The 26397-nt window shown below is 68.0% G+C and carries 23 protein-coding genes and 1 pseudogene; 14 read left to right on the plus strand and 10 right to left on the minus strand.

Translation table 11 applies throughout. From position 1 onward, the window contains the following. Positions 1-27 precede the first annotated feature (27 nt). From gyrB to dnaA, 5 genes are all read right to left on the minus strand, one after another. Positions 28-2115 carry a DNA topoisomerase (ATP-hydrolyzing) subunit B gene (gene gyrB, locus AB3M82_RS07695; protein ID WP_412956810.1) on the minus strand — a complete coding sequence of 696 codons (2088 nt, stop codon included), beginning with the start codon at positions 2113-2115 and terminating at the stop codon, positions 28-30. A gap of 118 nt (positions 2116-2233) precedes the next feature. Beyond that, on the minus strand, positions 2234-2743 hold the full coding sequence (locus AB3M82_RS07700) for a DciA family protein (protein ID WP_412956812.1): 510 nt from the start codon (positions 2741-2743) through the stop codon (positions 2234-2236). Further along, positions 2736-3998 carry a DNA replication/repair protein RecF gene (gene recF, locus AB3M82_RS07705; protein ID WP_412956814.1) on the minus strand — a complete coding sequence of 421 codons (1263 nt, stop codon included), beginning with the start codon at positions 3996-3998 and terminating at the stop codon, positions 2736-2738. The genes AB3M82_RS07700 and recF overlap by 8 nt, the downstream gene beginning before the upstream one ends. Before the next feature lie 156 nt (positions 3999-4154). Then, complete coding sequence (dnaN, locus tag AB3M82_RS07710) at positions 4155-5297, minus strand: DNA polymerase III subunit beta (RefSeq protein ID WP_412956815.1); 1143 nt, start codon at positions 5295-5297, stop codon at positions 4155-4157. Between the two features lie 497 nt (positions 5298-5794). Further along, the gene (gene dnaA / locus AB3M82_RS07715; RefSeq protein ID WP_412956817.1) at positions 5795-7186 is read right to left on the minus strand and encodes a chromosomal replication initiator protein DnaA; all 1392 of its coding nucleotides are present in this window, start codon (positions 7184-7186) and stop codon (positions 5795-5797) included. Positions 7187-7500: 314 nt separating this feature from the next. On the opposite strand from dnaA, the gene rpmH reads away from it, so the two are divergent. From rpmH to AB3M82_RS07770, 11 genes are all read left to right on the plus strand, one after another. Beyond that, positions 7501-7638 (plus strand): 50S ribosomal protein L34, encoded by a 138-nt coding sequence (rpmH, locus tag AB3M82_RS07720; RefSeq protein ID WP_005054680.1) that lies wholly within the window; start codon positions 7501-7503, stop codon positions 7636-7638. 6 nt (positions 7639-7644) lie between these two features. Further along, positions 7645-7992 carry a ribonuclease P protein component gene (gene rnpA / locus AB3M82_RS07725; RefSeq protein WP_412956819.1) on the plus strand — a complete coding sequence of 116 codons (348 nt, stop codon included), beginning with the start codon at positions 7645-7647 and terminating at the stop codon, positions 7990-7992. Then, positions 7989-8339: a membrane protein insertion efficiency factor YidD gene (gene yidD / locus AB3M82_RS07730; RefSeq protein WP_412956820.1), complete on the plus strand. Its 351-nt coding sequence runs from the start codon at positions 7989-7991 to the stop codon at positions 8337-8339. Before rnpA ends, yidD begins: the two co-directional genes overlap by 4 nt. A gap of 3 nt (positions 8340-8342) precedes the next feature. Next, a complete protein-coding gene (yidC, locus tag AB3M82_RS07735) occupies positions 8343-9413 on the plus strand; it encodes a membrane protein insertase YidC (protein WP_412956822.1) in 1071 nt (356 codons plus the stop codon). Next, positions 9410-9901, plus strand: a complete 492-nt coding sequence (locus AB3M82_RS07740; protein WP_412956823.1) for a Jag family protein — start codon at positions 9410-9412, stop codon at positions 9899-9901. The genes yidC and AB3M82_RS07740 overlap by 4 nt, the downstream gene beginning before the upstream one ends. A 30-nt stretch (positions 9902-9931) precedes the next feature. Then, positions 9932-10564, plus strand: coding sequence for a 16S rRNA (guanine(527)-N(7))-methyltransferase RsmG (rsmG, locus tag AB3M82_RS07745; RefSeq protein WP_412956824.1), 633 nt, complete (start codon positions 9932-9934; stop codon positions 10562-10564). 2130 nt (positions 10565-12694) lie between these two features. Next, the gene (locus AB3M82_RS07750; protein WP_412956825.1) at positions 12695-13570 is read left to right on the plus strand and encodes a ParA family protein; all 876 of its coding nucleotides are present in this window, start codon (positions 12695-12697) and stop codon (positions 13568-13570) included. After that, positions 13570-14553, plus strand: coding sequence for a ParB/RepB/Spo0J family partition protein (locus AB3M82_RS07755; RefSeq protein ID WP_412956826.1), 984 nt, complete (start codon positions 13570-13572; stop codon positions 14551-14553). The genes AB3M82_RS07750 and AB3M82_RS07755 overlap by 1 nt, the downstream gene beginning before the upstream one ends. Before the next feature lie 148 nt (positions 14554-14701). Further along, positions 14702-16150 (plus strand): sugar porter family MFS transporter, encoded by a 1449-nt coding sequence (locus AB3M82_RS07760; protein ID WP_412956827.1) that lies wholly within the window; start codon positions 14702-14704, stop codon positions 16148-16150. 9 nt (positions 16151-16159) lie between these two features. Further along, the gene (locus AB3M82_RS07765; RefSeq protein ID WP_412956828.1) at positions 16160-16495 is read left to right on the plus strand and encodes a tryptophan synthase subunit alpha; all 336 of its coding nucleotides are present in this window, start codon (positions 16160-16162) and stop codon (positions 16493-16495) included. A gap of 2 nt (positions 16496-16497) precedes the next feature. Next, positions 16498-17040: a GrpB family protein gene (locus tag AB3M82_RS07770; protein WP_412956829.1), complete on the plus strand. Its 543-nt coding sequence runs from the start codon at positions 16498-16500 to the stop codon at positions 17038-17040. A gap of 152 nt (positions 17041-17192) precedes the next feature. Here AB3M82_RS07770 and trxA read toward each other — a convergent pair whose 3' ends face one another. The 4 genes from trxA to AB3M82_RS07790 form a co-directional block, all read right to left on the minus strand. Continuing rightward, positions 17193-17516 (minus strand): thioredoxin, encoded by a 324-nt coding sequence (gene trxA / locus AB3M82_RS07775; RefSeq protein WP_412956831.1) that lies wholly within the window; start codon positions 17514-17516, stop codon positions 17193-17195. 66 nt (positions 17517-17582) lie between these two features. After that, positions 17583-18557, minus strand: a complete 975-nt coding sequence (trxB, locus tag AB3M82_RS07780; protein ID WP_412956832.1) for a thioredoxin-disulfide reductase — start codon at positions 18555-18557, stop codon at positions 17583-17585. Positions 18558-18670: 113 nt separating this feature from the next. Continuing rightward, entirely contained in the window at positions 18671-20287 is a 1617-nt protein-coding gene (gene murJ, locus AB3M82_RS07785; protein WP_412958022.1) for a murein biosynthesis integral membrane protein MurJ, read from the minus strand. Next, positions 20280-22463: a DUF6049 family protein gene (locus AB3M82_RS07790; protein ID WP_412956833.1), complete on the minus strand. Its 2184-nt coding sequence runs from the start codon at positions 22461-22463 to the stop codon at positions 20280-20282. Before AB3M82_RS07790 ends, murJ begins: the two co-directional genes overlap by 8 nt. 99 nt (positions 22464-22562) lie before the next feature. On the opposite strand from AB3M82_RS07790, the gene AB3M82_RS07795 reads away from it, so the two are divergent. The 3 genes from AB3M82_RS07795 to AB3M82_RS07805 all read left to right on the plus strand — a co-directional run bounded on the left by AB3M82_RS07795 (position 22563) and on the right by AB3M82_RS07805 (position 25895). Then, positions 22563-24068: a DUF7059 domain-containing protein gene (locus AB3M82_RS07795; RefSeq protein ID WP_412956834.1), complete on the plus strand. Its 1506-nt coding sequence runs from the start codon at positions 22563-22565 to the stop codon at positions 24066-24068. Between the two features lie 72 nt (positions 24069-24140). Next, complete coding sequence (locus AB3M82_RS07800) at positions 24141-24656, plus strand: DUF3592 domain-containing protein (RefSeq protein ID WP_412956836.1); 516 nt, start codon at positions 24141-24143, stop codon at positions 24654-24656. Positions 24657-24836: 180 nt separating this feature from the next. After that, complete coding sequence (locus AB3M82_RS07805) at positions 24837-25895, plus strand: LLM class flavin-dependent oxidoreductase (RefSeq protein WP_412956838.1); 1059 nt, start codon at positions 24837-24839, stop codon at positions 25893-25895. A 36-nt stretch (positions 25896-25931) separates the two neighbouring features. On the opposite strand, the pseudogene AB3M82_RS07810 reads toward AB3M82_RS07805, so the two are convergent. Next, a pseudogene (locus tag AB3M82_RS07810) lies at positions 25932-26375 on the minus strand (ASCH domain-containing protein); the annotation flags it as partial. Positions 26376-26397: the final 22 nt, after the last annotated feature.

A 26397-nucleotide genomic window follows, 5' to 3' on the forward strand; every position in this document is an offset into this window, starting at 1 on the left:
TTCGGCGGGCTCAGGAACCAAGCGGGTCTAGATGTCGAGGAAGCGGACGTCCTTGGCGTTGCGCTGGATGAAGGTGCGTCGCGACTCGACGTCCTCACCCATCAGCACGCTGAAGATCTCGTCGGCGGCCGCGGCATCCTCGATGGTCACCTGGCGCAGCGTCCGCGTGGTGTGGTCCATCGTGGTCTCCCACAGCTCCTTGGCGTTCATCTCGCCCAGACCCTTGTAGCGCTGGATGCCCGCGTCCTTCGGGATGCGCTTGCCGTTGTCGAGCCCGTGCTGGAGCAGCGCGTCGCGCTCCTCGTCGCTGTAGACGTACTCGTGGGCGGAGTTCGACCACTTCAGCCGGTACAGCGGCGGCATCGCGAGGTAGACGAAACCGGCCTCGATGAGTCCGCGCATGTAGCGGAACAGCAGGGTCAGCAGCAGCGTCGTGATGTGCTGGCCGTCGACGTCGGCATCCGCCATCAGGACGATCTTGTGGTACCTGGCCTTCTCGATGTCGAAGTCCTCGCCGATGCCCGTGCCGAAGGCCTGGATCATCGCCTGGACCTCCTTGTTGCCCAGCGCCTTGTCGATACGCGCGCGCTCGACGTTGAGGATCTTGCCGCGCAGAGCCAGGATCGCCTGCGTGTGCGGGTCGCGGCCCTGCACCGCAGAGCCGCCGGCCGAGTCTCCCTCGACGAGGAAGATCTCGCTGATCGACGGGTCCTTGCTCGTGCAGTCCTTGAGCTTGTCGGGCATCGCGGCCGACTCGAACACGCTCTTGCGGCGAGCCGTCTCGCGGGCCTTGCGTGCCGCGAGGCGGGCCGTCGCGGCGTCGATCGCCTTGCGGATGACGTTCCTCGCCTGGTTCGGGTTGCGCTCGAACCAGTCGCCGAGCTGATCGCCGACGACCTTCTGCACGAACGCCTTCGCCTCGGTGTTGCCGAGCTTGGTCTTCGTCTGGCCCTCGAACTGCGGCTCGCCGAGCTTGATCGAGATCACGGCGGTGAGACCCTCGCGGACGTCGTCGCCCGAGAGGTTGTCGTCCTTCTCCTTGAGGATGTTGTTCGCCCGCGCGTACCGGTTCACCAGAGTGGTGAGCGCTGCGCGGAACCCCTCCTCGTGCGTGCCGCCCTCGTGCGTGTTGATCGTGTTCGCGTAGGTGAAGACGTTCTCGGTGTACGACGTCGTCCACTGCATCGCGACCTCGAGCGAGATCTTGCGCTCCTTGTCCTCCGACTCGAACGCGATGATCTCCTCGGTGACGACCTCGGCATGGCGCACCTTGTTCAGGTACTCGACGTAGTCGACCAGGCCGCGCTCGTAGAAGAAGACGTCGCCGGGCTGCTTCGTGATGGCGACGCCCTCCTCCTCGATCTCGTAGGCGGAGGACGGACGCTCGTCGCGGAGCTCGATGCGCAGGCCCTTGTTGAGGAAGGCCATCTGCTGGAAGCGCGTGCGCAGCGTGTCGTAGTCGTACTCGGTGGTCTCGGTGAAGATCTCGCCGTCGGCCCAGAAGGTGATCGCGGTGCCGGTCTCGTCGGTCGCCTCGCCCTTCTCGAGCTTCTGCTGCGGCTGACCGCCGTCGGCGAAGCTGTGCCGCCAGACGAAGCCCTTCTGCTTGACCTCGACCTCGAACCGGGTCGACAGCGCGTTCACGACCGACGAGCCCACGCCGTGCAGACCGCCCGAGACGGCGTAGGCGCCGCCGCCGAACTTGCCGCCCGCGTGCAGGATGGTCAGCACGACCTCGACGGTCGACTTCGACGGGTCGGAGGAGTGCGGATCGACGGGGATGCCGCGACCGTTGTCGACCACGCGCACGCCACCGTCTTCGAGCAGCGTCACCAGGATGGTGTCGGCGTATCCCGCCAGCGCCTCGTCGACGGAGTTGTCGACGATCTCGTACACCAGGTGGTGCAGACCGCGGGGCCCCGTGGACCCGATGTACATGCCGGGGCGCTTGCGCACCGCCTCGAGGCCTTCGAGGATCTGGATGGAGTCGGCGCCGTACTCGCCGGGCTGCTTCGCGGGTGCGTTCGAACCGCGTCCGGACGGGGTGCCCTCGACGGGGTCAGGGTTTCCCCCGTTGGTCGATTCCGTCTCGTCAGCAGGGGATTCAGGCGTCATCAGAGGACATTCTCCACATCGATAGCTCGAACTCCCATTCTAGCCGGGTTTCGAACCGAAATGCCGCTCAACGGCCGCGTGTGGCCCTCTGAGGCGTTGACACCCCTTGCGTGGTGCCCTACCCATAGGTGTCGCGCGGGCCCCGTCCTGGGACGACTCTGGGACCCCATTTCCACGAGGGGACGTCCGGTCCGATGAAGCGGAGGTTCTCCACACCGGCGTCCGGGTACCGTCGGCCGATCTCGGTCAGGATGGTGCCGCGCATGTACTGGAGGTTCTTCGCCCATGCCGTCGAGTCGCACTTCACGGTCAGCAGACCGCGCTCGAGGGAGACGGGTTCTGAGTGCTTCGCCGTGTCGGCGCCCGCGAGGTCGGCCCACTGCCGCACGAGGTCTTCGCGCGCCAGCGTCGTCTGCCAACCGGACTCCCGGCTCAGACGGTCGAGCACCGCTCCCAACGACCCCGGGTCACGACCGGGCGTGAACGGCGCGTTGTCGTCGTCGACCGCGACGCGCTTCTTGCGCTTCCAGTTCTTCGAGCTCGGCTTCAGACCGCGCAGACGCAGGTAGGTCGCGACAGTCTCGGGAGCATCGGGGGCGTCGGATGCCGGTGTCGTGACGTCACTCATCGTCGCTCCCTTCGCGTGCATCGGACGTGTCGGCGGTTTCAGTGGAGGTGTCGATGGCTTCGTCGGTCGTCCGGTCGCGCTCGTCGCTGATCGTTCCCGCGCTGATGCGCACCACATGGGCATGCAGCACCTCGGGGATATCCTCCTCCACCGCCGCCGTGACCACCACCTGCTCGTACCCGGCGGTGAGAGAGGCGAGGCGCTGGCGCCGGTCCGCGTCGAGTTCGGCGAAGACGTCGTCGAGGATCAGCACCGGGTCGCCCGCGGGCGACTCGCTGCGCAGCAGCTCGGCCGACGCCAGACGCAACGCGAGCGCGACGGACCACGATTCACCGTGCGACGCATAGCCCTTCACCGGGAGTCCTCGCACGCGGAGCACCAGATCGTCGCGGTGCGGACCGGTCAGAGTGAGTCCTCGGTCGAGTTCGTTCGAGCGCTTCGCGAACAGCGAGGCGCGGAACAGCTCCGCCACCTGCTCGCGGGCGAGTGCACCCGCGGCCGACGGTGCAGCATCCGCCTCGTCGTCCGTCGGACGCGCGTCTTCCTCGGGATCGCCCCCGCGGATCGAGAGCGCCCACTCCAGCTCGGGCCGGTGATCCGCGCCGGCGATGGCGGCGTAGGCGTCGGCGACCGGCTGCTGCAGGTCGCCCGCCAGTCGCTGACGCGCCACGATGATCTCGGATCCGAGGGCGACGAGCTTGTCATCCCACACGTCGAGGGTGCTGAGCGCCTCGCCGCGGATGCCCCGCGCCCGAGCCGACTTGAGCAGAGCGTTGCGCTGCTTCAGCACGCGGTCGTAATCGCCGAGCACGGAGGCCAGGCGCGGAGTGCGCTGGATCAGGAGCTGGTCGACGAACCGACGGCGGGCGGACGGGTCGCCGCGGACGATCTGGAGGTCTTCCGGGGCGAAGAGCACCACGTGCGCGTACCGCGGAAGCTCGTTGGTCTTGGAGGGCGAGCCGTTGATGCGCGCCTTGTTCGAGCCCTGGCGGTTGAGCTGCACCTCGACGAGCACGCGACGTTCGCCGTGCGAGAGCCGGGCGCGGATGATCGCGAACTCCTGGCCGTCGCGCACCATCGGCGCATCCGACGACACCCGGTGCGAACCGAGGGTCGCGAGGAAGACCACCGCCTCGGCGAGATTGGTCTTGCCCTGGCCGTTGCGGCCGACGAGGACGTTCGGACCCCGGTGCAGAGCGAGTTCGGCGGTCGCGTAATTGCGGAAGTCGACGAGACTCAGATGCTCCACGATCACGGTTTCACCCTACCTTCGGGGTGTGACATCGGTCGTCCTCGGCCGCCGCTCGGCCGCGCGGGATCAGGCGATCCGCTGGGATCAGGCCGCTCTGAGCAAGGGCCGCCTGATGCGGCGCGATCGCCTGATGCGAGCGACGCGGGCGACGCGGTCGGCTCAGCGGAGCAGCAGGTTCGGCTGGAGCAGGTACTTGAACGAGTCGAGTCCGGCCTGGTCGACCGACGTCTGGCTCGTGATCAGGACCGGGCTGAGCTTGTTCGCGTTGTCGCTCGACGTGAAGGTCACGCGCACGAACTCGCTCTTCACCGCGCCGAGCGCCTCGATCAGGTACTGCGGGTTGAGGCCGAGAACGACCTCGTCACCGCCGGACAGGATCGCGTCGACCGACTCGGATGCCCGGGCGTGGTCGCTGCCCGAGGCGTCCATCGTGACGCTGTCGCTCGAGAACGTGAACCGCAGGGGAGCGGCGCGATCGAGCACGAGCGCCACGCGGCGCACGGCCTCGATCAGGTCGGCGGTGTTCACCACGGCGTAGTGGTCGGTCTGCTCGGGGAACAGCCGGCGCACGGGCGGGAAGTTGCCCTTGATCAGCAGAGACGTCACGGTCTTGTTGCCGGCGGTGAACGCGATGATCTCGCGGTCGCCCGCGCCCGAGAACGCGACCTGGATCGTGCCGGCGTGCCCGAACGTCTTCCCGACCTCCACGAGCGTGCGGGCCGGGACCAGCGCGGTCTGCTCCGAGGCCTCGCCGTCCCACGGGACGTCGCGGAGCGACACGCGGTAGCGGTCGGTCGCGACGAGGCTGAGGTTCTGGCCCGAGACCTCGAGCTGCACACCGGTCAGCACCGGGGTGACGTCGTCGCGGGAGGCCGCGAAGCCGACCTGGGCGATCGCGGTGCCGAACTCGTCGGCCGGGACGACGCCGGAGGATCCGGCGACCTCGGGGATGGACGGGTATTCCTCGACGGGCATGGCGGCGAGGGTGAAGCGCGCCGATCCGCAGGAGACGGTGATGCCGCCGTCGTCCTCGACGGCGATCTCGATCGGAGCGTTCGGGAGCCGGCTCGCGATGTCGGAGAGCAGTCGTCCGTGTACGAGGATCGTGCCGGGAGTGTCGACGGCCGCCTCGGTCGTCGTCCGCGCGGATGCCTCGTAGTCGAACGCCGAGAGGGTCAGCTCGGATCCCTGCGCCTCGATCAGCACACCGGCCAGGATCGGCTGGGGATTGCGCTGGGGGAGCAGCTTGACGACGAAGGACACAGCCTCGCTGAAGACATCGCGGTTGACCTGAAACCTCACGGGTGCTCCCTAGTCGTCGATCTGAGACGGGTGTCGTCGGTGTCGCCGCAGGGTGGGCCCCCTGCAGGGCTTCCCATGCTAGCCCCACAGACCTGCCGATCCCTACGTCGATTCCTTTCGTGTGATGCCGCACGCTCTCCCCACCGTCTGGTGATCGGATCGCGCCTTAACCGGGTTAACTCCTTAACGGTGTTAACAGCTGTGGATACTGTGGATAAGTCGGTGGAAAGCAGACGCGAGTAGGGAACTACACGTCTGTCACTTGTGGAATCCCTGAGGAATCCGCGGGTGGAGAGCGATCGGCAACTGCTGTCGTCCCCGCTGGTTATCCACAGGTTGTCGCCATCGACCCACATCGGAGGCGGTCGGTTTCACAACCATCCACAAGTTATCCACATGTGCATAGAGGCATTTATCGGATGCCGAGCACTGCTGTCAAGAACGGGAGAGGGCACAGCATCCGGTGGATGCCGCGCCCTCCGAGGTCCGCGTGGCGATCAGCGCCGACCGAGCTGCGTGGTGATCTCCGTCACCTGGTTGTAGATCGAGCGCCGCTCCTTCATGAGGTCGCTGATCTTCTTGTACGCATACATCACCGTCGTGTGGTCGCGGTTGCCGAACAGCTGCCCGATCTTCGGGAGGGAGAGGCTGGTGCGCTCGCGGCACAGGTACATCGCGATCTGCCGCGCCGTCGCGATCTGCTGGGAGCGGCTCGATCCGTACAGGTCGTCGACGGTGAGCTTGAAGTAGGCCGCGGTCGCCGTGATGATGTCGGTCGGCGAGATGATGTTGTCCTCCGCCGTGTCGACGATGTCGCGGAGCACCGTCTGCGCCAGGGAGATGTCGAGAGCCGACCGGTTGAGGCTCGCGAACGCCGAGACGCGGATGAGAGCGCCCTCCAGCTCACGGATGTTCGACGACACCACGGTCGCGATGTACTCCAACACGTCGTCCGGGATGTGGAGCGCTTCGCTCTGCGCCTTCTTGCGGAGGATGGCGATGCGGGTCTCGAGGTCGGGCGCCTGCACGTCGGTGATGAGGCCCCACTCGAAGCGGCTCCGCATGCGGTCCTCGAAGCCCGTCAGGTGCTTCGGTGCGACATCGCTGGTGATGACGACCTGCTTGTTGTGATCGTGAAGCGTGTTGAACGTGTGGAAGAAGGCCTCCTGCGTCTCGGCGCGGCCCTGCAGGAACTGGATGTCGTCGATGAGGAGGATGTCGACCTCGCGGTACCGCGCCTGGAACGCGGCGCCGCGGTTGTTGGCGATCGAGTTGATGAAGTCGTTCGTGAACTCCTCGCTCGACACGTAGCGCACCTTCACCCCCGCATAGAGGGACTGCGCGTAGTCGCCGATCGCGTGGAGGAGGTGCGTCTTGCCCAGACCCGAGTCGCCGTAGATGAAGAGAGGGTTGTAGGCCTTCGCCGGCGCCTCGGCCACGGCGACCGCTGCCGCGTGCGCGAACCGGTTGGACTGGCCGATGACGAAGTTGTCGAACGTGTACTTCGGGTTCAGCCGCGACTCGTGCCGCAGCGGCGTGGGCTGCTCCATGGGCGACTCGACGCGTGCAGCATCCTGTCGTCCGAAGTCCGGGACCGCGAGGGGCACGGTCGCCTGCTCGGTGAGCTCGTGGTTCACGACGACGCGGAACGACGTGACCTCCTCGCCGATGTGGGCGAGGGCCTCCATGATGGGCAGCCGCAGACGCTTGTTGATCTGCGCCGCGGTGAGGTCGTTGGGCACCTCGAGGTAGAGCGTCGCCGCCATCACGCCCGCCGGGACCGCGAGGCTGAGGAAGCCCTGCAGCTGCGGAGTGACCCGGTCGTCCGCGACGAGGAGCTCCTGCACCGTGGTCCAGATCGGGACGTCGGGCTGGGCAGGTGAGGACATGACGCTCCGAGCGGGTTCGGGAGGGGCGGGCGGTGGGTGACGCCCTGTGGATAACTTCGGATGCCACGGTAGTCACCGCGGCTGCGAACGGCAACCTGCCCTGGGAAATCCGCGTGCGTGTTGCGCCTGGCGGATTCGCCGGGGTTGTGGATAATGGCTGTGCGGTACGCGACGGCGATCACCACCGGGGCGCGCAGATTTGCTCTGTGCGCCAGCGCGACGTACCCTTAGTCGGTTGACTTATGCCTTTTTCGGCAGTTCCCCAATGTCTCCGGCCGCAGTGAATCCGGTGACACCATTCCCGGAGTGATTCCATGAGCAAGCGCACCTTCCAGCCCAACAACCGTCGTCGCGCCAAGAAGCACGGCTTCCGCGCCCGCATGCGCACCCGCGCCGGCCGTTCGATCCTGTCGGCTCGCCGTGCGAAGGGCCGCACCGAGCTCTCCGCGTAAGCCGTCGTGCTCGCCCGCCCGTATCGGCTGACCCGCGGGAGCGACTACCGGTTGGTCGTTCGTCGCGGATCCCGTTGTGGCGGGTCCCACGTCATCACCTCCATGATGACGACGGGTGAGAGCAGACCCGCGCGGTTCGGCTTCATCATCAGCAAGCAGGTGGGGGGCGCGGTGGTCCGCAACACGGTGCGTCGACGGCTCAAGGCCGTCTGCGCCGCAGCGCTGCCGCGTGTTCCCGAGGGCACGGATGTCGTCATCCGTGCCCTTCCTGCGTCTGCCGTCGCGAGCTACGACGATCTGAGGGCGGACGTCGAGCGCTGCCTCGGCCGACTCGCCCCCACGGTGGCGCCGTGAGCGCGCTGCCGGCCACGTCGGTCGGGACGGCACGGATGCAGGTGCGCGATCTCGCCCGCAGCATCCCGCTCATCCCGCGGAATCTCGTGCTGGGCTTCCTCGCCGGATACCGCAAGGTGATCTCGCCGCTGTATGGAGACGTCTGCGCGTACTACCCCTCCTGTTCCGCTTACGCTGTAGGAGCGGTGCAACAGCACGGCGCGGTGCGGGGAACGCTGCTCTCGGCATGGCGCATCCTCCGCTGCAACCCCTGGAGTCGCGGAGGCGTCGACGACGTCGCACCGCACGCACACTTCCGCCACGATCTGACCGCGCACGGATTCGTGGTCCCCGCTCGAAAGGACTGACCGGTGGGTCTCGACCTTCTGCTCGCCAGCGCCACACAGACGCCGGCACCCTCCTCTGGAGGTTTCGATCTGATCGGAACCATCCTCTGGCCCCTCAAGTGGCTGGTCGAGCTCGTGCTCGTCGCCTGGCACTGGCTGCTCACCGCCGTCGGCCTGGCCGCGGACTCCGGTCTCACCTGGGTGCTGTCGATCGTCGGCCTGGTCATCGTCGTGCGCGCCGCCCTGATCCCGCTCTTCGTGAAGCAGATCAAGAGCCAGCGGAAGATGATGGAAATCGCTCCTGAACTGCGCAAAGTCCAGGAGAAGTACAAGGGCAAGCGCGATCAGCTGAGTCGCGAGGCCATGAGCCGCGAGACCATGGCCCTGTATAAGAAGCACGGCACGACGCCGATGTCGAGCTGCCTCCCGCTGCTGGTGCAGATGCCCATCTTCTTCTCGCTGTTCAGCGTGCTGAGCGACGTGACGAAGCACCACGCGGCCGGGATCGGCGGTGTGGGCCTGCTGGATGCGGAGCTGACGGAGCAGTTCTACGACGCGAAGCTCTTCGGTGTCGCGTCACTGCACGAGACCCTCGGCAACGCGGTGGATGCGGGCAACACGACCGCGATCGTGATCCTGATCACCCTGGTGGTGCTGATGATCGCCTCGCAGTTCATCACTCAGCTGCAGATCATCTCGAAGAACCTGTCGCCCGAGGCCAAGACCGGCCAGGCGTACCAGATGCAGAAGATCATGCTCTACATCCTGCCGCTGGGCTTCATCTTCTCTGGCGTCTTCTTCCCGCTCGGCGTCGTCGTCTACTGGTTCATCTCGAACCTCTGGACCATGGGCCAGCAGTTCCTCGTCATCCGCGAGATGCCCACGCCGGGCTCCGAGGCCGCCAAGGCTCGCGAGGAGCGTCTGGCTCGCAAGGGCAAGGCGATCGACGCGAAGGGGAAGGTCGTTCCGATGTCGGTGTACGAGGCCGAACAGCAGCGCCTGCTCGAGCAGGCCGAGAAGGCCAAGGCCGAGGCGCCGAAGCGTCAGCAGCCCGTGGGCAAGAAGCGTGCGAAGAAGAAGGGGAGCGGCTCATGAGCGAGAGCGTCACGGAGCGGACCGAGCCCACGCAGGACCAGCTCGAGAACGAGGGCGACGTCGCCGCGGACTACCTGGAAGAGCTTCTCGACATCGCCGACATCGACGGCGACCTGAACCTCGACGTACGCCAGGGTCGTGCCTACGTGTCGATCGAGGCGGAGAGCAACGGCCTCGACGTGCTGTCGGCGCCCGAGACGGTGCAGGCTCTGCAGGAGCTCACGCGCCTCGCGGTGCAGAACAAGACCGGAGCCTTCTCCCGCCTCATCCTCGACATCGGTGGTTCTCGTGACGCCCGACGTCGGCAGCTGGAGACGCTCGTCAACGCCGCAGCGACCAAGCTGGACGAGGGAGCCTCGCAGGCTTCGCTGCCGTCCATGTCGAGCTACGAGCGCAAGCTCGTTCACGACATCGCGGCGGAGCAGGGTCTCGTCTCCGAGTCGTACGGTGAAGGTGCAGACCGGCACACCGTGCTGCGCCGTCGCTGACAGCCCCCAGAGTCGGATGCCGGTGGGGCGATGAGCGCACACACTCTCGAGACCGAGCCGTCCGTCGCGGCCGAGATCTTCGGTGACCGGATCGATGTGGCACGGAGCTTCACACGGGCGTTGGCCGACCAGGGGGAGGAGCGGGGGCTCATCGGTCCCCTGGAACTGCCCCGGCTGTGGACCCGCCACATCCTGAACAGTGCGATCGCCGCGCCTCTCTTCTACGGTTCGGTCGCTGATATCGGGTCCGGGGCGGGACTGCCGGGCCTCGTGCTCGCGATCGCCCGGCCCGACGTGCGGTGGACGTTGATCGAGCCCATGGAACGCCGCGTGACCTGGCTGACTGAGCAGGTGGCGGCGCTTGCTTTGGATAACGTCGAGATCCTGCGCGCTCGTGCGGAGGATGTCCGCCGACCGGAGAGCTTCGATGTCGTGACGGCGCGAGCTGTCAGCGCGCTGCGGACGCTGATTCCGCTCACCGCCCCACTATTGCGCGACGGTGGGGAGCTCACGCTGCTCAAGGGCATGAACGCTGCCAACGAGATCGAAGCGGCCCAGAAGCAGATCAAGAGGCACAAGCTCTCCAACGTCCGAGTCGAGATGCTGGGCGAGGGTGTTCTATCAGAGACGACCCGCGTGGTTCGGGCGGTCGTCCGCGGCTGAGCACGGTGTTTCACGTGAAACACCGTGGATGGGCGGGTCGGCCGGACCGGGCTTTCGTCACGACACGTCGGTAGTGTCATTTCGGGCAGTGCGCGTGCCGTGGGCCGTTTGTGATGCGGATGCCGGGTGGTACTTTCGATCCCCCTGATGCTCATCGTGGCCGCTGGGTGGGAGGGCTACCTCCGATGTTTCATGTGAAACGGCCTTCTCGTGAGACGGCGGGATGAGCACGCAGTCGGGTTTCGTTCGCATCTGCCGTCTCGAAGCCTCGCTCCGGGCGGCGGTCACCCGGCGTGTGCATGCCTAGGTCTCATGCTTCGCCGGAGTTCTGACGAACCGGCCCATGCGGATCAAGGCACATCCTTGGCTTCAAGCGGTGCGGTATCGATCGGGGCGACGTCTCACTATCTCGGGGCAGTGCGGCGTTGAGTAGTACTTCGCGATGTGTCTGCAGTTGCACGATGCTTCGCCGCGGTCGCTGGCTCTGACGCCAGGACGGCATCCCTCCTTGGACCGTTGGGTGCGGAGGCTCACTCCGCAAAGCGGATGCGGTGACTTATCCCGGAATGGCTCCAGATGTTTCACGTGAAACGAATGGTCTAAGCGGGAGCGAATCAACGAGTGCGGATCGATCTCTGAAGCGTGGGGTCCGCGGGTGAGGCCTAGGGAAGGGTGTTGCCGAGAAAGGTGCACTCCACCGGCTGAGAGTGCCTGTTACCCGTAGCTCGGATACCAAGAGATCCGTCGATTCACGCTGCAGCGCAGCTCTCCTAGGCCGGTACTTTCGCCGCGGCAACTGGAAGGGCGACGATCGGTTCGCACTCTGGGAATCCTCAAGGGAGGTGTGGCAGAAGGGAACCTCAACATCGACCGCCCTCGACTCCGATTAGGCACTCCAGCGCAATCAGTCAGGCGGGCTTCGTTGACCGTCACAAGCCCGCGTGTTGGTGTCTCATGACCCGAGTCTTGCGCGCAGATGACGCGTATGAAGTGCAGACCACAGCGCGAGTGCGGTGTACTTTGCGAGGTACTGCTCCTCCTGTGCGGTGCCATCGCGATCAACGACGGCGTCGCCCTCGTTTCACGTGAAACGTTCTGGCGACCAGCCTGCACCCCCACGAGTGTCCGGATTGGCGGTGTGTAGGCCGGACCAGACAGTCTGACCGCCGTCAGTGCAGTCCTCTTGTCTGTGGGATGCCTTCGCGGGTGAAGCGTCTCCTCTCGGTGTGCGGATCGCCCAGCGATGTTCCCCAGCACGGTGGGCTTCCAAGGGAGGGCGCCCGGACGCTAGTGGATGGTGGTGAGCTGAGGCGAGTCGGCAGCCTGGCAGTCCGGGACGACGGCTCCCGTTCTCAGAGCCCACCCGCTATCATCCTCTCACCTTGGACACCGAACACCGGGGGGAATCGGTGACGTTACGCCCGGGGCAGTCGCCGGATAGTGGGCTCGAAACGGAGGGGGAGAGGTGTCGGTCGCGTGGTGTCGACAGTTCAGGCAGCTACGCACGCTGGCTGGGACGTTCCGCAGAGCGCTTCCGTACTTGCGGTCTCGTTCAGATGCGGGCTGGGGCAATGGCTCCCGCTCGCCTTGTCCATGGCGGAAAGGGAACTCGGCACGATGTTTCACGTGAAACGCTGCGCGTTGGAAGGGGTCAGGCGTCGGTCGCTTGGACTGTGCGGGTGCCGCAACGACGCACGCTGGCTGCGATGGTCCACAGAGCGCTTCAGGTCGTGGCTGTCTCGTTTCAGGTGCGGGCTAGATCAACGGCCCGCGCTTCCGTTGTGTCATTGAGTACACGTGCAGAAGGCGCGACGTTTCACGTGAAACGCTGGGCATCGGAAGCCGATCGGCGCCACTTGTCCCCACGTTGACAGGACCGCGCGGGCCGTGGGCTGCTCTCCTCTTAAAACGCTGCGGATTCTCGGAGGGGCGCGTTTCACGTGAAACACGTCCTGCGGCCGCACGCCCGACCCTCCCTCCACAACCGCGCGCGCTTCCATCTCTCCCCGCATCCGGTGCCTCGCGGCAGGGAACGTCGCTACCAGCGATTAGAGTAGAACGCGGCCCCGAAAGGAGTGGATGTTTCACGTGAAACAGTCCGAAAAGGCATCCTCGAACGAATCGTTCGGGATGGATACCCCGCTCGCGAGGGAGCTCGCCGACCTGTCAGCCCGCCGACGGGCGCTGGAGGCGGCGACCGTCGAGTTCTCCGGCGAGACTCGCATCCTCACCGTCTCGAATCAGAAGGGCGGAGTCGGTAAGACCACCACGGCGGTCAACGTCGCCTCGGCCCTCGCCGGGCTGGGCGCCAAGGTTCTCGTCATCGACCTGGATCCGCAGGGCAACGCCTCCACAGCCCTCGGCGTCCCGCACAACGGTGACACCCCGAGCGTCTACGACGTCTTGATCGATGAAGCACCCCTCGTCGATGTCGTGCAGGTCAGCCCCGAGAATCCCAATCTCCTCTGCGCGCCGAGCACGATTCATCTCGCCGGCGCCGAGATCGAACTCGTCTCTCAGGTCGCGCGCGAGCACCGCCTGCGTCGCGCTGTTCTCGACTACCTCGAGACGAACCCGCTGGACTTCGTCATCATCGACTGCCCGCCCTCGCTCGGTCTTCTCACGATCAACGCGTTCACCGCGGCATCCGAGGTCTTCATTCCCATCCAATGCGAGTACTACGCGCTCGAGGGGCTGAGCCAGCTCCTCGGGAGCATTCAGATGATCCAGAAGCATCTCAATCCTGCGTTGCACCTCTCCACGATCCTCCTGACGATGTACGACGGGCGCACTCGCCTGGCGCAGCAGGTCGCGGAAGAGGTCCGCGGCCACTTCCCGGATCAGGTACTGAACACCGTGATCCCCCGTTCCGTCCGGGTCTCGGAGGCTCCGAGCTTCGGTCAGACGGTCATCGCTTATGACGGACAGTCCGCTGGCGCCATCGCGTATCGCGAGGCCGCGGTGGAGATCGCGTCGCGTGCCGCGACGCAGAGCAAGGAGAAATGATGGCGAAGCGCACTGGACTGGGTCGAGGCATCGGTGCTCTCATCCCGACTGCGGATCAGACGGAGCGTCCGGTCGACGTCTTCTTCCCCGGGGCGAGCATCCGTCCCTCCGAGGTGACGACGGAGACGGCCATCGCCGAAGCCGCTGCGGAGCTCACCGAGGAGGATCTGGCCGCGGTTCCCGGAATCCGGCTCGTTCAGGTCGACCCGCAGAAGATCGTCGCGAACCCGCGGCAGCCGCGCACGCACTTCGATCCCGAAGACCTCGCGGAGCTGGTGCACAGCGTGCGCGAGTTCGGCGTGCTGCAGCCCGTGGTGGTCCGCACCAACTCGGACGGCGAGTACGAGCTGATCATGGGGGAGCGGCGCACCCGTGCCGCGCGCGAGGCCGGACTCGACGCGATCCCCGCGATCGTCCGCGAGACGGCCGACGAGGATCTCCTCCGCGACGCCCTGCTCGAAAACCTCCACCGCTCGGAGCTGAACCCGCTCGAAGAGGCGTCCGCGTACCAGCAGCTGCTCGAGGACTTCGGGATCACGCAGGAAGAGCTCGCGACGCGCATCGGACGCTCGCGTCCCCAGATCAGCAACACGATCCGTCTCCTCAAGCTGCCCGTGCCCGTGCAGCAGCGCGTCGCGGCTGGGGTGCTGACGGCCGGCCACGCCCGCGCGATCCTGAGCCTCGACACCCCGGAGAAGATGCAGCGGCTCGCCGACAAGGTCGTGAACGAAGACCTGTCCGTGCGTGCCACCGAGGAGGCGGCGAAGGCCGTGTCCGGTGCGGCCGGTACGTCGTCGAAGCCCACGCCCGGGGCGCGCCGCGCCTATCTCGACGAGGTCGCCGGCAAGCTCGGTGATCGACTGAACACTCGCGTCAAGATCTCTCTTGGTGCACGGAAAGGCCAGGTCACCATCGACTTCGCTTCGATCCAGGACCTCAACCGCATCCTTGAGGAGCTGGGCGAGGAGACCTACGGCCGCTGACTCCCCGCGCTCATCGACGTCGCGCCCGTCCCGTCACCGCACAGGTGACAGGGCGGGCGCGAATCGCGTCGAGAGGGGCTCTGTCAAGCACTCCCTCGGATCCGCCCCGCCGCCCTAGACTCGCTCAGGACGACGAGCGGGAGGCATCATGTCAACGAGGTCAGCAGGTTCTTCGCTGAAGGGTCGCGTCATCGCGATCAGCATCGCGGCCGCACTCGGGGGATTCCTCTTCGGCTTCGACACGGCCGTCATCAACGGCGCGGTGGACGCCCTCGCGGGCGACGTCTCCGGTTTCGACCTCGGGGTGGGCCTCAAAGGCTTCGCCGTCTCGTCCGCGCTCATCGGATGTGCGGTCGGCGCGTGGTTCGCCGGTCCTCTGGCGAACCGGTACGGCCGCATCCCCATCATGGTGACGGCGGCAGTCCTCTTCCTCGTCTCCTCGGTGGGATCGGGACTCGCGTTCAGCGTCGTCGACCTCATCATCTGGCGCGTCGTGGGCGGTCTCGGCGTGGGCGCGGCATCCGTCATCGCCCCCGCCTACATCGCCGAGGTCTCGCCGGCGGCGATGCGCGGCCGGCTCGGATCGCTGCAGCAGCTCGCGATCGTCACCGGCATCTTCGTCGCGCTGCTGTCGGACGCGCTCCTCGCGGAGGTGGCGGGCGGCGCGGCCGAGTCCCTCTGGGGTCTGTACGCCTGGCGGTGGATGTTCATCGCCGAGGCGATCCCGGCGGTGCTCTACGGCATCCTGGCGCTGCGTCTGCCCGAATCACCGCGGTACCTGGTCGCGAAGGGCAAGATCGACAAGGCGTCGGAGGTGCTGGAGACGGTGACCGGCGCCGTCGACGTCAAAGCGAAGATCACCGAGATCACCGGCACCCTCAACACCGAGCGCTCCGAGTCGCTGCGAGACCTGCGCGGCCACCGGTTCGGCCTGAAGCCCATCGTCTGGGTCGGCATCCTGCTGTCGGTCTTCCAGCAGTTCGTGGGCATCAACGTGATCTTCTACTACTCGACGACGCTGTGGCAGTCCGTCGGCTTCGGCGAGTCCGAGGCGCTGCTCATCACCGTGATCACGTCGGTGACGAACATCGTGGTGACGATCGTCGCGATCCTGCTGGTCGACAAGGTCGGTCGCCGCATCATGCTGCTCGTGGGCTCGGTCGGCATGACGCTCTCGCTGGGGCTGATGGCCCTCGCGTTCTCGTTCGGATCCCTCGACTCCTCCGGAGCGGTCACCCTTCCCGAGCCCTGGTCGACGGTGGCGCTCATCTGCGCCAACGCCTTCGTCGTGTTCTTCGGAGCGACCTGGGGCCCGCTGGTCTGGGTGCTGCTGGGGGAGATGTTCCCCAACTCCATCCGCGCCGGCGCCCTCGCCGTCGCCGCGGCGGCGCAGTGGGCCGCGAACTTCTTCATCTCGACCACGTTCCCGTGGTTCTCGAGCATCGGTCTGCCGTTCGCCTACGGGTTCTACGCGTTCTTCGCGCTCCTGTCGTTCTTCTTCGTCTACTTCAAGGTCGCCGAGACCAAGGGCAAGGAGCTCGAGGAGATGAGCGAAGATGTGAAGGTCGAGCGCCGACCCCGTCGAACACGCGCGTAGGCTGGATGGATGACCGAGTCCGTCCCGCGCCGCGCCAGCCTCGAAGTGCTGCGCGCCGAGGCATCCGACGAACTCGCCGTGCTCGTTCAGGAGCGCCTGCTCGGGGGAGAGGACCCCTGGGAGTTCATGGAGGAGCTGCCGAGCGTCGATGAGCTCGTCGTGTATCTGCTCCGAGCCGACAACATCGCCGCGAACGACGGCGTGCGACCCAACCAGGCGCGTCACTACCGGGTGCTGCGTCAGATCGCGCTCGACTACCCCGAGCTCACCCCGGCCGTCTGGGGTCTGCTCGACGAGAAGCAGCGGCACCGCCGCTGGGACCCCACGATCGCCGACGCCTCCTGACGATGCCCCGCATGCTCGTCGCCTACGACCCGTCGTGGCCGCAGCAGTTCGAGCGCATCGCCGCCGAGATCCGAGAGCACGGCGACAGCGACTGGGTGGTCGAGCACATCGGCTCGACAGCCATCCCCGGGATGCGGGCGAAGCCGATCATCGACGTCGCGGTGAGGATCGCGGATGCTGCGGACTTCGAGCAGCACCGTGCGGCACTCGAGCGCGGGGGATGGCGGCTGGGCAGCGCCGTGCGCACTCATCCGGTGATGGTGTTCGAGGAGCACGGCGTGCGCACGCGGATCGCGCACTTCTTCGAGGCGGGGGAGTGGGATGCCGTGAACCAGCGCCTGCTGCGGAACTGGTTGCTCGCGCATCCGGAAGACGCGACGCGCTACGCCCACGCGAAGTGCGACGCCGTGGCCGCCGCCGCGCGCGGGAGATCCACCTACAACGCGGCCAAGACGCCGGTCATCCAGGAGCTCGTCGACCGGGCACGGGCCGCCCGCGGACTGGAGCGGGTGGACGTCTCGGACAAGGAGACGCCTCGGGGGTGACGGGCCCTTCGTCTCGCTGCGCTCGCTCAGGGACCGGGGTCGGGTGGGTGACGGGCCCTTCGTCTCGCTGCGCTCGCTCAGGGACCGGGCTAGGAACCACGGAGGCCGCCACCCCGATGGGGTGACGGCCTCGACTGCCTGTGCGAGGGGACTCAGCCGATGAAGTCGGCGAGGTCCTTCTCGAGGGCGAACTTGGGCTTCGCGCCGATGATGGTCGTCTTGACCTCACCGCCCTGGAACACCTTCATCGCCGGGATCGACGTGATCTGGTACTTCATCGCCAGCTCCGGGTTCTCGTCCACGTTGAGCTTGAGGATGGTGATCTTGTCGGGGTTGTCGGCCTGGATCTCGTCCAGCACCGGAGCGACCATGCGACACGGACCGCACCACTCGGCCCAGAAGTCCACGAGGATGGGACCTTCGGCCTGCAGAACGTCCTGCTCCCAGGTCGCCTGGCTCGTAGCCTTTGCACTCATCAGAGTTTCTCCTTGTTCGAGGTTCGTCGGTTACAACAGCGGACCGGGGAAAAGTGTTCCCGGTCCTCAGGCGGTGAGGATCTCCGCGGCCTCGGCGGCGGGCACCTCGACCGAGGCGTCCTCGAAGTCGGCGAGGAAGTGCTCCGCGTCGAGGGCGGCGACCGTGCCGGAACCGGCGGCGGTGATGGCCTGACGGTAGGTCGGGTCGATGACGTCGCCGGCGGCGAACACACCCGGGACCGAGGTGACCGATGAGCGGCCGTCGACCCAGATGGTGCCCTCCGACGTGAGCTCGAGCTTGTCGTGCACGAGGTGCGTGCGCGGGTCGTTGCCGATCGCCACGAAGAGGCCCTCGATCGGCAGGTCGCGCAGCGTGCCGTCGACCGTGGAGCGCAGCTGCACGCCGGACACGGCGTTCTCGCCGATGATCTCGGCGACCTCGCTGTTCCAGATGAACTCGATCTTCTCGTTCGCGAACGCGCGCTCCTGCATGATCTTCGAGGCGCGCAGGGTGTCCTTGCGGTGGATCACGTAGACCTTGTCGGCGAAACGGGTGAGGAACGTGGCCTCCTCCATCGCAGAGTCGCCGCCGCCGACGACCGCGATCGTCTTCTCGCGGAAGAAGAACCCGTCGCAGGTCGCGCACCACGAGACGCCGTAGCCGGAGAGGCGCTCTTCGCCCTCGATGCCGAGCTTGCGGTAGGCGGATCCCGTCGCGTAGATCAGGGTGCGGGTCTCGTGCACGGTCCCGCTGCCGAGCGTGACCTTCTTGACCGTCCCGTCGAGGTCGAGCGACGTGACGTCGTCGTAGACGACCTCGGTGCCGAACTTCTCGGCCTGCTCCTGCAGCTTCGCCATGAGCTCGGGACCTTGGATGCCCTCGGGGAAGCCCGGGTAGTTCTCGACCTCGGTGGTGTTCATCAGCTCTCCGCCGACCTCGACCGAGCTCGCGATGAGGAGCGGCTTGAGGTCTGCGCGCGCCGCGTAGATGGCGGCGGTGAATCCGGCGGGGCCGGAGCCGATGATGATGACCTGACGCATGATGCTTTCCGTCCTAGAGACTGCACTGCCATCGAATGATGTTCGACGGGTTCAACCCATGGTAGCCGCGGGACATTCCCGAGAGCCGGGCCGCACCGATCGGATGCCCCGGCTCAGCGACCGGGCAGGAACCGCCGGACGAGGGCGCCGGCCGTCTTCAGCTCGGGGGCCCGCAGCAGGGCGAGGATGCCGAGGTAGACGACCACGACGACGAGCCCGATGATCGCGGTGCCGAGCGCGCCCTGGATCTTGTCGGACACGGTCCACCCCTCGACGCCTCCGAGCAGCAGGAACGCGCCCCATCCGGCGGAGCCGGCCGGTACGCCGGCGAGGGCGAACCTGCCGATCGCGGCCAGCCAGGAGGCGATCCGGAGGCCGCCGATCTTGCGGTGCAGAAGCCAGGTGGCGACGACCGTCTGCAGGATGCTGGCGAGGGACTGCCCGAGGGCGACGGCCGCGGCGAGGGAGGTCAGCGGGATGACACCCGCCTCACGGAGTCCCAGGGCAGCGAGCGCGGTACCCACGATCAGCACGCACTGGAAGATCGTGAACCAGAACGGCGTGCGGGTGTCGTCGTAGGCGTAGAACGTGCGCTGCACGATGAAGAGGATCGTCAGCGGGATCAGACCGAACAGATAGGCGAGGAGCACGAGCGCGGCCGCCTGCGCGTCGTCCGCCGACTGGGTGAAGACGCGCGACGCCGGGATGGCCGCGGCGGCGACGGCGGCGGTGGCGGCCACGATGAAGAAAAGGAGCGTCCGGATGCTGCGCGCGATGTCCCCGCGCACCTCGTCGTCGCGCCCCGCGGCGGCGTGCTCGCTGATCTGGGTGAAGTAGGGCGTCCCGATCGACAGCACGATGACCGAGTAGGGCAGCATGAAGATGAGCCAGGCGTTGGCGGTCACCGTCGCGGACGATCCGATGCCGGATGCCTCGCTGACGATGAAGCCCTGGAGCACCCCGGCCGCCAGACTCGCGAACGCCATCAGGAAGGTCCAGCCGGCCAGGCGTCCGACGTTGCCGAGGCCCACCCCGCGCCAGCGGAAGTCGGGCTTCAGGGCGAGGCCCGTGCGGCGCCAGAACACGAGCAGCACGACGGCCTGCAGCGCGATGCCGGCCGTCGCCGTCGCCCCGAGGACCGTGACCATGGGCGGCGTCCAGTCGACGGCATCCGTCGACACCGGCGCGAAGAGGGCGCCGAGCAGGAGGAAGCCGGCGATCGAGACGATGTTGTTCACCACGGGCGCCCAGGTGAACGGACCGAAGATCTTCCGCGCGTTGAGCGCTTCGCCGAGCATCGCGTAGAGGCCGTACAGCAGGATCTGCGGCAGGCACCAGTAGGCGAGGGCCGTCGCCAGCGCCAGCACGTCGGGGGTCGCCTTGCCGGCGACGAGGTGCACGAGCCAGGGAGCGGCCGCCGTCGCGATCGCTGTGACGACGACCAGCACCACGGTGCCCAGCGTGAACAGCTTCGAGATGAAGGCGTTGCCGCCGTCGGCATCCGCCGTCGCCTTGACGATCTGCGGCACGATGACGGCGGTCAGGATGCCGACGGAGATCAGGGAGAAGACGCTGTTGGGCAGCTGGTTCGCGTACGTGAAGGCGTCGGCGGCCTCGGAGCCCACCGCCCCGAGCACGCCGACGAGCACGATGCTGCGCAGCAGCCCGGTGATGCGCGACACCAGGGTGCCGGCGCCGATGATGGCGCTGGCGCGGCCGAGGCTATTCACGTGCATCCGGGGTCGTCGGGGCGTCGGCGTCGATGTGCACGGCATCCTGCTTTCGGTCGGGCGTGCCGGCCTCGTCGTCGTGCTCGTCGGCCTCCGGCCCGCTCTCGCCGGCGCTGCGGCGGCGGCGCAGGACCGTGCGCACCACGCCTCCCGCGATGAGCAGGACCGCGAGCGACCCGAACACCACGAGGCCGATGGTCTCCCACTCGGCGCGCACGGCGACCGGGACGGTCTGAGGTCCGTCGATGAGCACGCCGGAAGGGCTGTAGATGTTGAGACGCAGATCGAGCTCGCCGCTGCCCACGCGTGCCGAGACGGGCACCTTCACACGGGCCGTCGTGGCGGCCTGCACGACCACGTCGGTGCTCTCTTCGACCTCGAGGCGCGGGTCCGTCGGCGCCACCGTGAGGCGCAGCGTCACCGGCCACGGCAGGTCGTTGCGGATGCTGAAGGGCAGGTCGGCGTTCGCGCTGAGCAGCTGGATCGTGCTGGACGGCGGGATGCTGACGGCGCCGAGCGTCATGCGGGTGTTCTCCCTATGCGTCAGCACCCCCTCGGCGAAGGCCGCGTCGGTCGCTCCGACGCCGATCTCGCGGAGCACTCGGATGCGCTCCCTGCTGAGGAGCACCTGCGGGTCGTCGAGGATCGTGGCGAAGCTCGCGAGCGTGCCCTCGTCGACGAGCATGCTCTCGAGGGCCTGGACGCGCTCGGGGTTCGGGTCGACCACGCGCAGGGCCGCGGCCGTCGGCGCCGACGCCCGCACCGACGAGAGATCGAAGCCGATCGAGTCGACCGAGGCGATCGCCGCACGCAGGGCCGAGGCGTCGCGGGTCTCGTCGCGGAGGAGCCCGACGAGCAACGGCGCCTGGGGCGTGCTCTGCGCGGCGAGGAAGAGATGCGCGCTCGCGGTCGAGAGCCAGCCGGTCCTGGCGTCTTCGTCGGCCTCGGCGGCGGCACGGGAGATCGCCAGCGAGGCGGCCTCCTGGACCACGAGCACGTCGCGATCGGATGCCGTGACGTGCGCGGGGGAGGCCTCTTCGATGTCGGTGGACGAGACGATCGTCGTCGCCTCGCCGCCCAGGTAGCTCGAGAACGCGGCGAGGTCGTCTCCCCGGACGCCGCCCCGCGGCCACACGATGCCGTCGATCGCACGGTCGACCCGGGTGAGGGTCTCGTCGTCGGGAAGCGAGGGCTCCGGCGTCGGCGCGGGTGTCGGGGTGGCGGCTGCCGCCGGCGTGGGAGTCGGGGTGCTCGGTGTGGACGGCAGGTTGCGCGGATCGATGAACGGCGTGAGGGTCGTGGGCTGCAGCAGCTCGGGCAGCTGCGCCTGGGACTGCACCGTGACGTCGGCGTCGCCGAACTGCAGGGCGAAGCGCTCGTTGGGCAGCTCGTCGAGGCGGGCGAGCCACTCGGTCGCCGACTGCGGCGCCGCCGTGCCGAGCACGCGGATGGCGGCGAGGATCGACGGGTCGATCGCCAGCACGGCCGCCGTGCCCGTCACGCCGTCGAGCTGCGCGGTCAGCGCGCCGTCGGCGGAGGTGAGGGTCGAGAGCTCCTCCGAGGTGAGCAGCACGCGGTCGGCGGGCGTCGCCGTGATGGGCACGATCACGCCCACCTGGGGTGCGGTGTCGGTGATCACGAGGACCGATTCGGCGGTCACCTCGTCGTCGGAGTCGTCGCGCGAGGAGTCGCCCGGGGAGTCGTCGAGCGTCGCCCGCACCGGATAGACCCCCGGCGCGAGGGCGGCCAGCGCCTCGACCGGCACCTCGACGTTGATCCTCTCGGCGTCTCCCGGCGCCACGGCATCCGCGGTGTCTCCGCCGATCTGCTGGAAATCGCCCGGGGCGGTGCCGTCCGCCACCCAGGTCGACACCGCTGCGGAGTCGGTGAGAGGGGTGTTGCCGATCTCGACGACGACGCGTCCGCCCGGCACCTCCTCGTCGGTGTCGTTGCGCACCGACATGGTCGCCGTCGCGGCAGCCCCCGGAGCGACCCGGCCGTGCACGCCGACCGAGACCGAGAGCGTCGGCGTCGCAGCATCCGTCAGCTCCTCTTCGGCCGCGTGCGCCGGAGACGCGAAGCCGCAGACGCCGACAGCGACCCCAAGCACCGCGGCGGTGCGCGTGAAACGCCGCACGCGCGCACGGAAGCCGATCTCGGATGTGGTCGCGGTCATGAAGGTCTTCCTCGAACGCCCGGGAAGCGGGCTGGTTCGTGAGTACTGACCTTGCGATTCTAGGAGGCGCGACGAAGGAGAACCCTGAAGACGCGTAGAGTGACGGCCGTGTCCGCCACCGCCCTCCCCGTTCCCGATCCGCTGCGCTGCGCCGCGCTCGCCGCCGATCTCGACGCCGCCGACCTCCGTTCGGAGCCGCTCCGGCGCCTCTGGGGAGCGGAGGCCGACGATGCGCTCGCCCGAGGGATGCGCGAGCCGATCCTTCGCGCGCTCGCCGACGACGACGGCATCCTCCCGACGCTGGGGCGGTTCTTCGTGCTCGGGATGCCGCAGCCCCGGGCCGCGCTCGAGGCCGCGCTGCCGCGGCTCGGCGTCGACGGACTCGTCGAGCTCGGACTCGCCGTCGCGGGCGGCGCCACGATCGCCCCGGCGGCCCTGCTCCGGCCCCAGTCGTTCGTCGATGCCGACGGCGTCGGGGAATGGTGGATCGCCAGCGACCTGGACGAGGTGGCCCTCGGCACGGCGCTGCCGCCCGACCATGTGCTCGGCGTCGGCGGCGCCTCGCGCACCCTCGCCGAGATCGTCGTGCCGACGCAGGTCGAGCGCGCCCTCGACCTCGGCACCGGCTGCGGCATCCAGGCACTGCTGGTGTCGCGGCGCGCCGGACGCGTGGTCGCCACCGACATCTCCGACCGGGCGCTCGCCTTCGCCGAGATGAACGCGCGCCTCAACGGCATCGGCAACATCGAGTTCCGCCGGGGGAGCATGTTCGAGCCGGTCGCGGGGGAGTCCTTCGACCTGATCGTCTCGAACCCTCCGTTCGTGATCACGCCTCGCAGCCAGGATGTGCCCGAGTACGAGTACCGCGACGGTGGGCTCATCGGCGACGCCCTCGTCGAGCAGTTCGTGCGATCCGCTCCCGCGCACCTGCGCCCCGGAGGCGTCGCGCAACTGCTGGGCAACTGGGAGTCGCGTGACGGCGTGACCGGCCTCGCGCGCCTCGACGCCTGGGTGCCGGGCGATCTGGACCTCTGGGTGATCCAGCGCGAGGAGCTGTCGCCCCTCGCCTACGCCGAGCTCTGGATCCGCGACGGCGGGACGACGCCCCGCGATGCCGAGTTCACGCCGCTGCTGCGCGCGTGGCTCGACGACTTCGCCGCGCGCGGCGTGACCTCGATCGGCTTCGGGTACGTGCTGCTGCGCCGCGGCGGGTCACCGGTGCTGCGCCGCACGGAGCACATCCGCCAGCAGGTCTCCGGCGTGGGCGACGCCCTGGCCCACGGCCTGTCGGCGCACGATCGTCTGGCCGACGGCATCCCCTCGATCCTGCACACCGCGGCCGACGTGACCGAGGCCCGGCACCTGCTGCCCGGCAACGAGGACCCCAGCGTGATCGAGCTGCGCCAGGGCGGCGGCTTCGCGCGCACCGTCAACGTCGACCCCGCGCTCGCCGCGTTCGTCGGCGCCTGCGACGGCGAACTCACGGTCGCGCAGATCGCCGCCGCGCTCGCCGACCTCTTCGACGTGCCGCTCGCCGAGCTCTGGGCCGAGCTGGAGCCGCGGATCCGGGCGCTGCTCGTCGACGGCTTCCTGACCGCGGAATAGGCGTCGCATATGGTTGCGATCTGAGATCGCCTGCGTCATAGTTTTCCGGTCGCCCCGACCAGGAAACACACCATGACCGCAGCACGCGCGCGTGAACGCCGACGCCCGAAAGACGGCGAACGGCGTCGCTGGGCGTCGTTCGGGCCGATCATCTTCGGCGCGATGTGGCTGCTCGTCGCCGCGGTGTACCTGGCTTTCAACGTTGCCGATGCCCGCGCGATGTCATCCACGACAAGTGCGCGGGTGACGGAGGTCGACGATCGGACCGGTGCGCGCTCTCCGTGCTACGTCGACTACCGATTCGAGGTCGAGGGTCGGGCCTATCAGGCGAGAACGGATGTGCGGTCCAGGTGTCGTCACTTGGAAGCCGATACATGGACCACGGTCTACTACGACGCTCACGACCCCGAGCGTTCGACGCTGCGAGACCCGCAGGCGTGGTCGGAGCTGTACGGGCAGCCCGTTCTGCTCACTCTGGGGGGCTTATTGTTCATCGGGCTCGGCGTCGGACCCGCCCGTGAGAAGCGTCGACGGATGAGGCAGGGTGCTCTGCGCGCTGACGCAAGAAGCGATGCCGCAGACCTCTGATCAGGCGGTACAGCAGGAAGACGCAGACACTCCAGAGCCCAGTGGCCATGAGCCAGAGCGGCAGCCCCTCCCCCGAACCCCCGCCGCGGCGGCTGAGGGTGATACCCGTGCCCGCGGACGAGTGTGATCCGCGCTTCGTTCGGCGGAATAGCCCACGGCATCCATGCGTTCGAATAGAACATGAAGGCCTTCGGATTCCTCTCGTTCGGGCACTACGCCGACGTGCGCGGTTCAGCGACCCGCACCGCCGGCGACATGCTGAAGCAGACCATCGAACTCGCCGAGGGGGCCGACGAGCTCGGCGTCAATGGCGCGTACGTGCGCGTGCACCACTGGGCGCGCCAGGCGGCATCCCCGATGCCCCTGCTCTCGGCGATGGCAGCCCGCACCCAGCGCATCGAGGTCGGCACGGGCGTGATCGACATGCGATACGAGAACCCCTTCCAGTTCGCCGAGGAGGCCGCCGCCCTCGACCTGATCGCCGACGGGCGAATCGCCCTGGGCGTGAGCCGTGGGTCACCCGAGACCGCGCTGCGGGGGTACGAGACGTTCGGCTTCCGCGACGAGGAGGACCCGGAGCGCGGCGGCGTCCTCGCCCGAGAGAAGTTCGAGATCTTCCTGCGCGCGATCGACGGCGAAGCCCTCGCCCCCGGCGACCCGCGCATGGTCGGCGCCGGCCATTACCTGGCGATCGAGCCGCAGTCGCCCACGCTGCGCGACCACATCTGGTGGGGGTCGGGCTCTCGGGCCACCGCCGAGGAGACCGGGCGTCAGGGCCTCAACATGATGAGTTCGACCCTGCTCACCGAGGCCACGGGCGTGCCGTTCCACGAGCTGCAGCGCGAGCAGATCGACCTCTACCGCGCGGCGTACAAGGCCGCGGGGCACACCGGTGCTCCCCGGGTCTCGGTGAGCCGCAGCGTCTTCCCCCTGATCACCGACATGGACCGGGCGTACTTCGGCCTGCGCAGTGAGGAGAACGGCGACCAGATCGGCATCATCGACGGCTTCCGCTCGACGTTCGGCAAGACCTACGCCGCCGAGCCCGACGTGCTCATCGAGCAGCTGAAGCAGGACTCCGCGGTCATGGCGGCCGACACCCTCATGCTCACCATCCCGAACCAGCTGGGCGTGGACTACAACCTCCACGTGCTCGAGGCCTTCGCCGAGCACGTCGCCCCCGCACTGGGGTGGAAGCCCAACACCGAGGGACCGGTTCAGGGCGACCCCGTCGCCTGAGGCGCGCGGGGTTCGGGCGGGGAACAGCACCCGGAACCGCTCGCAGATGACCGGCATGTCGGGGGCGAAGCCGCGCGGGTTGTCCGAGTACGCGCGCCAGTAGCGCTCGTGCGCCGCGCGCCAGTACTCGAGCGTGCGGTCGCCCTCGCCCTCGGAGTGCGCGTGCTCGGCGGTCACCTCGTCGAACGGCACGGTGCGCAGGTCGGTCGTCTCGATCACGGCGCGCGGCCGCCCCGAGCCGTCCAGGATGATGCTGAGCTCGCCCAGGTATGGCTCCGGGTCGCCCGTGGTCTCGTAGTCCCAGAGCGACGACGCGGTGCCGGTCTTGACCCCCGCGAGCACGAGCGCCAGCAGGTCGTCGGCATGGGCGGGGGTGGCGCCGAACGCCCAGGCGCCCGGGACGTCGGCGGGCAGATGCGGATGCTGCGTGCGCACCGACTCCCAGAACGAGGCGAGCGCGGCGGGGTCGGCGGTGATCATCGCTCCAGCCTAGGCATCCCAT

It is taken from the genome of Microbacterium californiense (genome assembly GCF_047246625.1).
GTDB lineage: Bacteria > Actinomycetota > Actinomycetes > Actinomycetales > Microbacteriaceae > Microbacterium.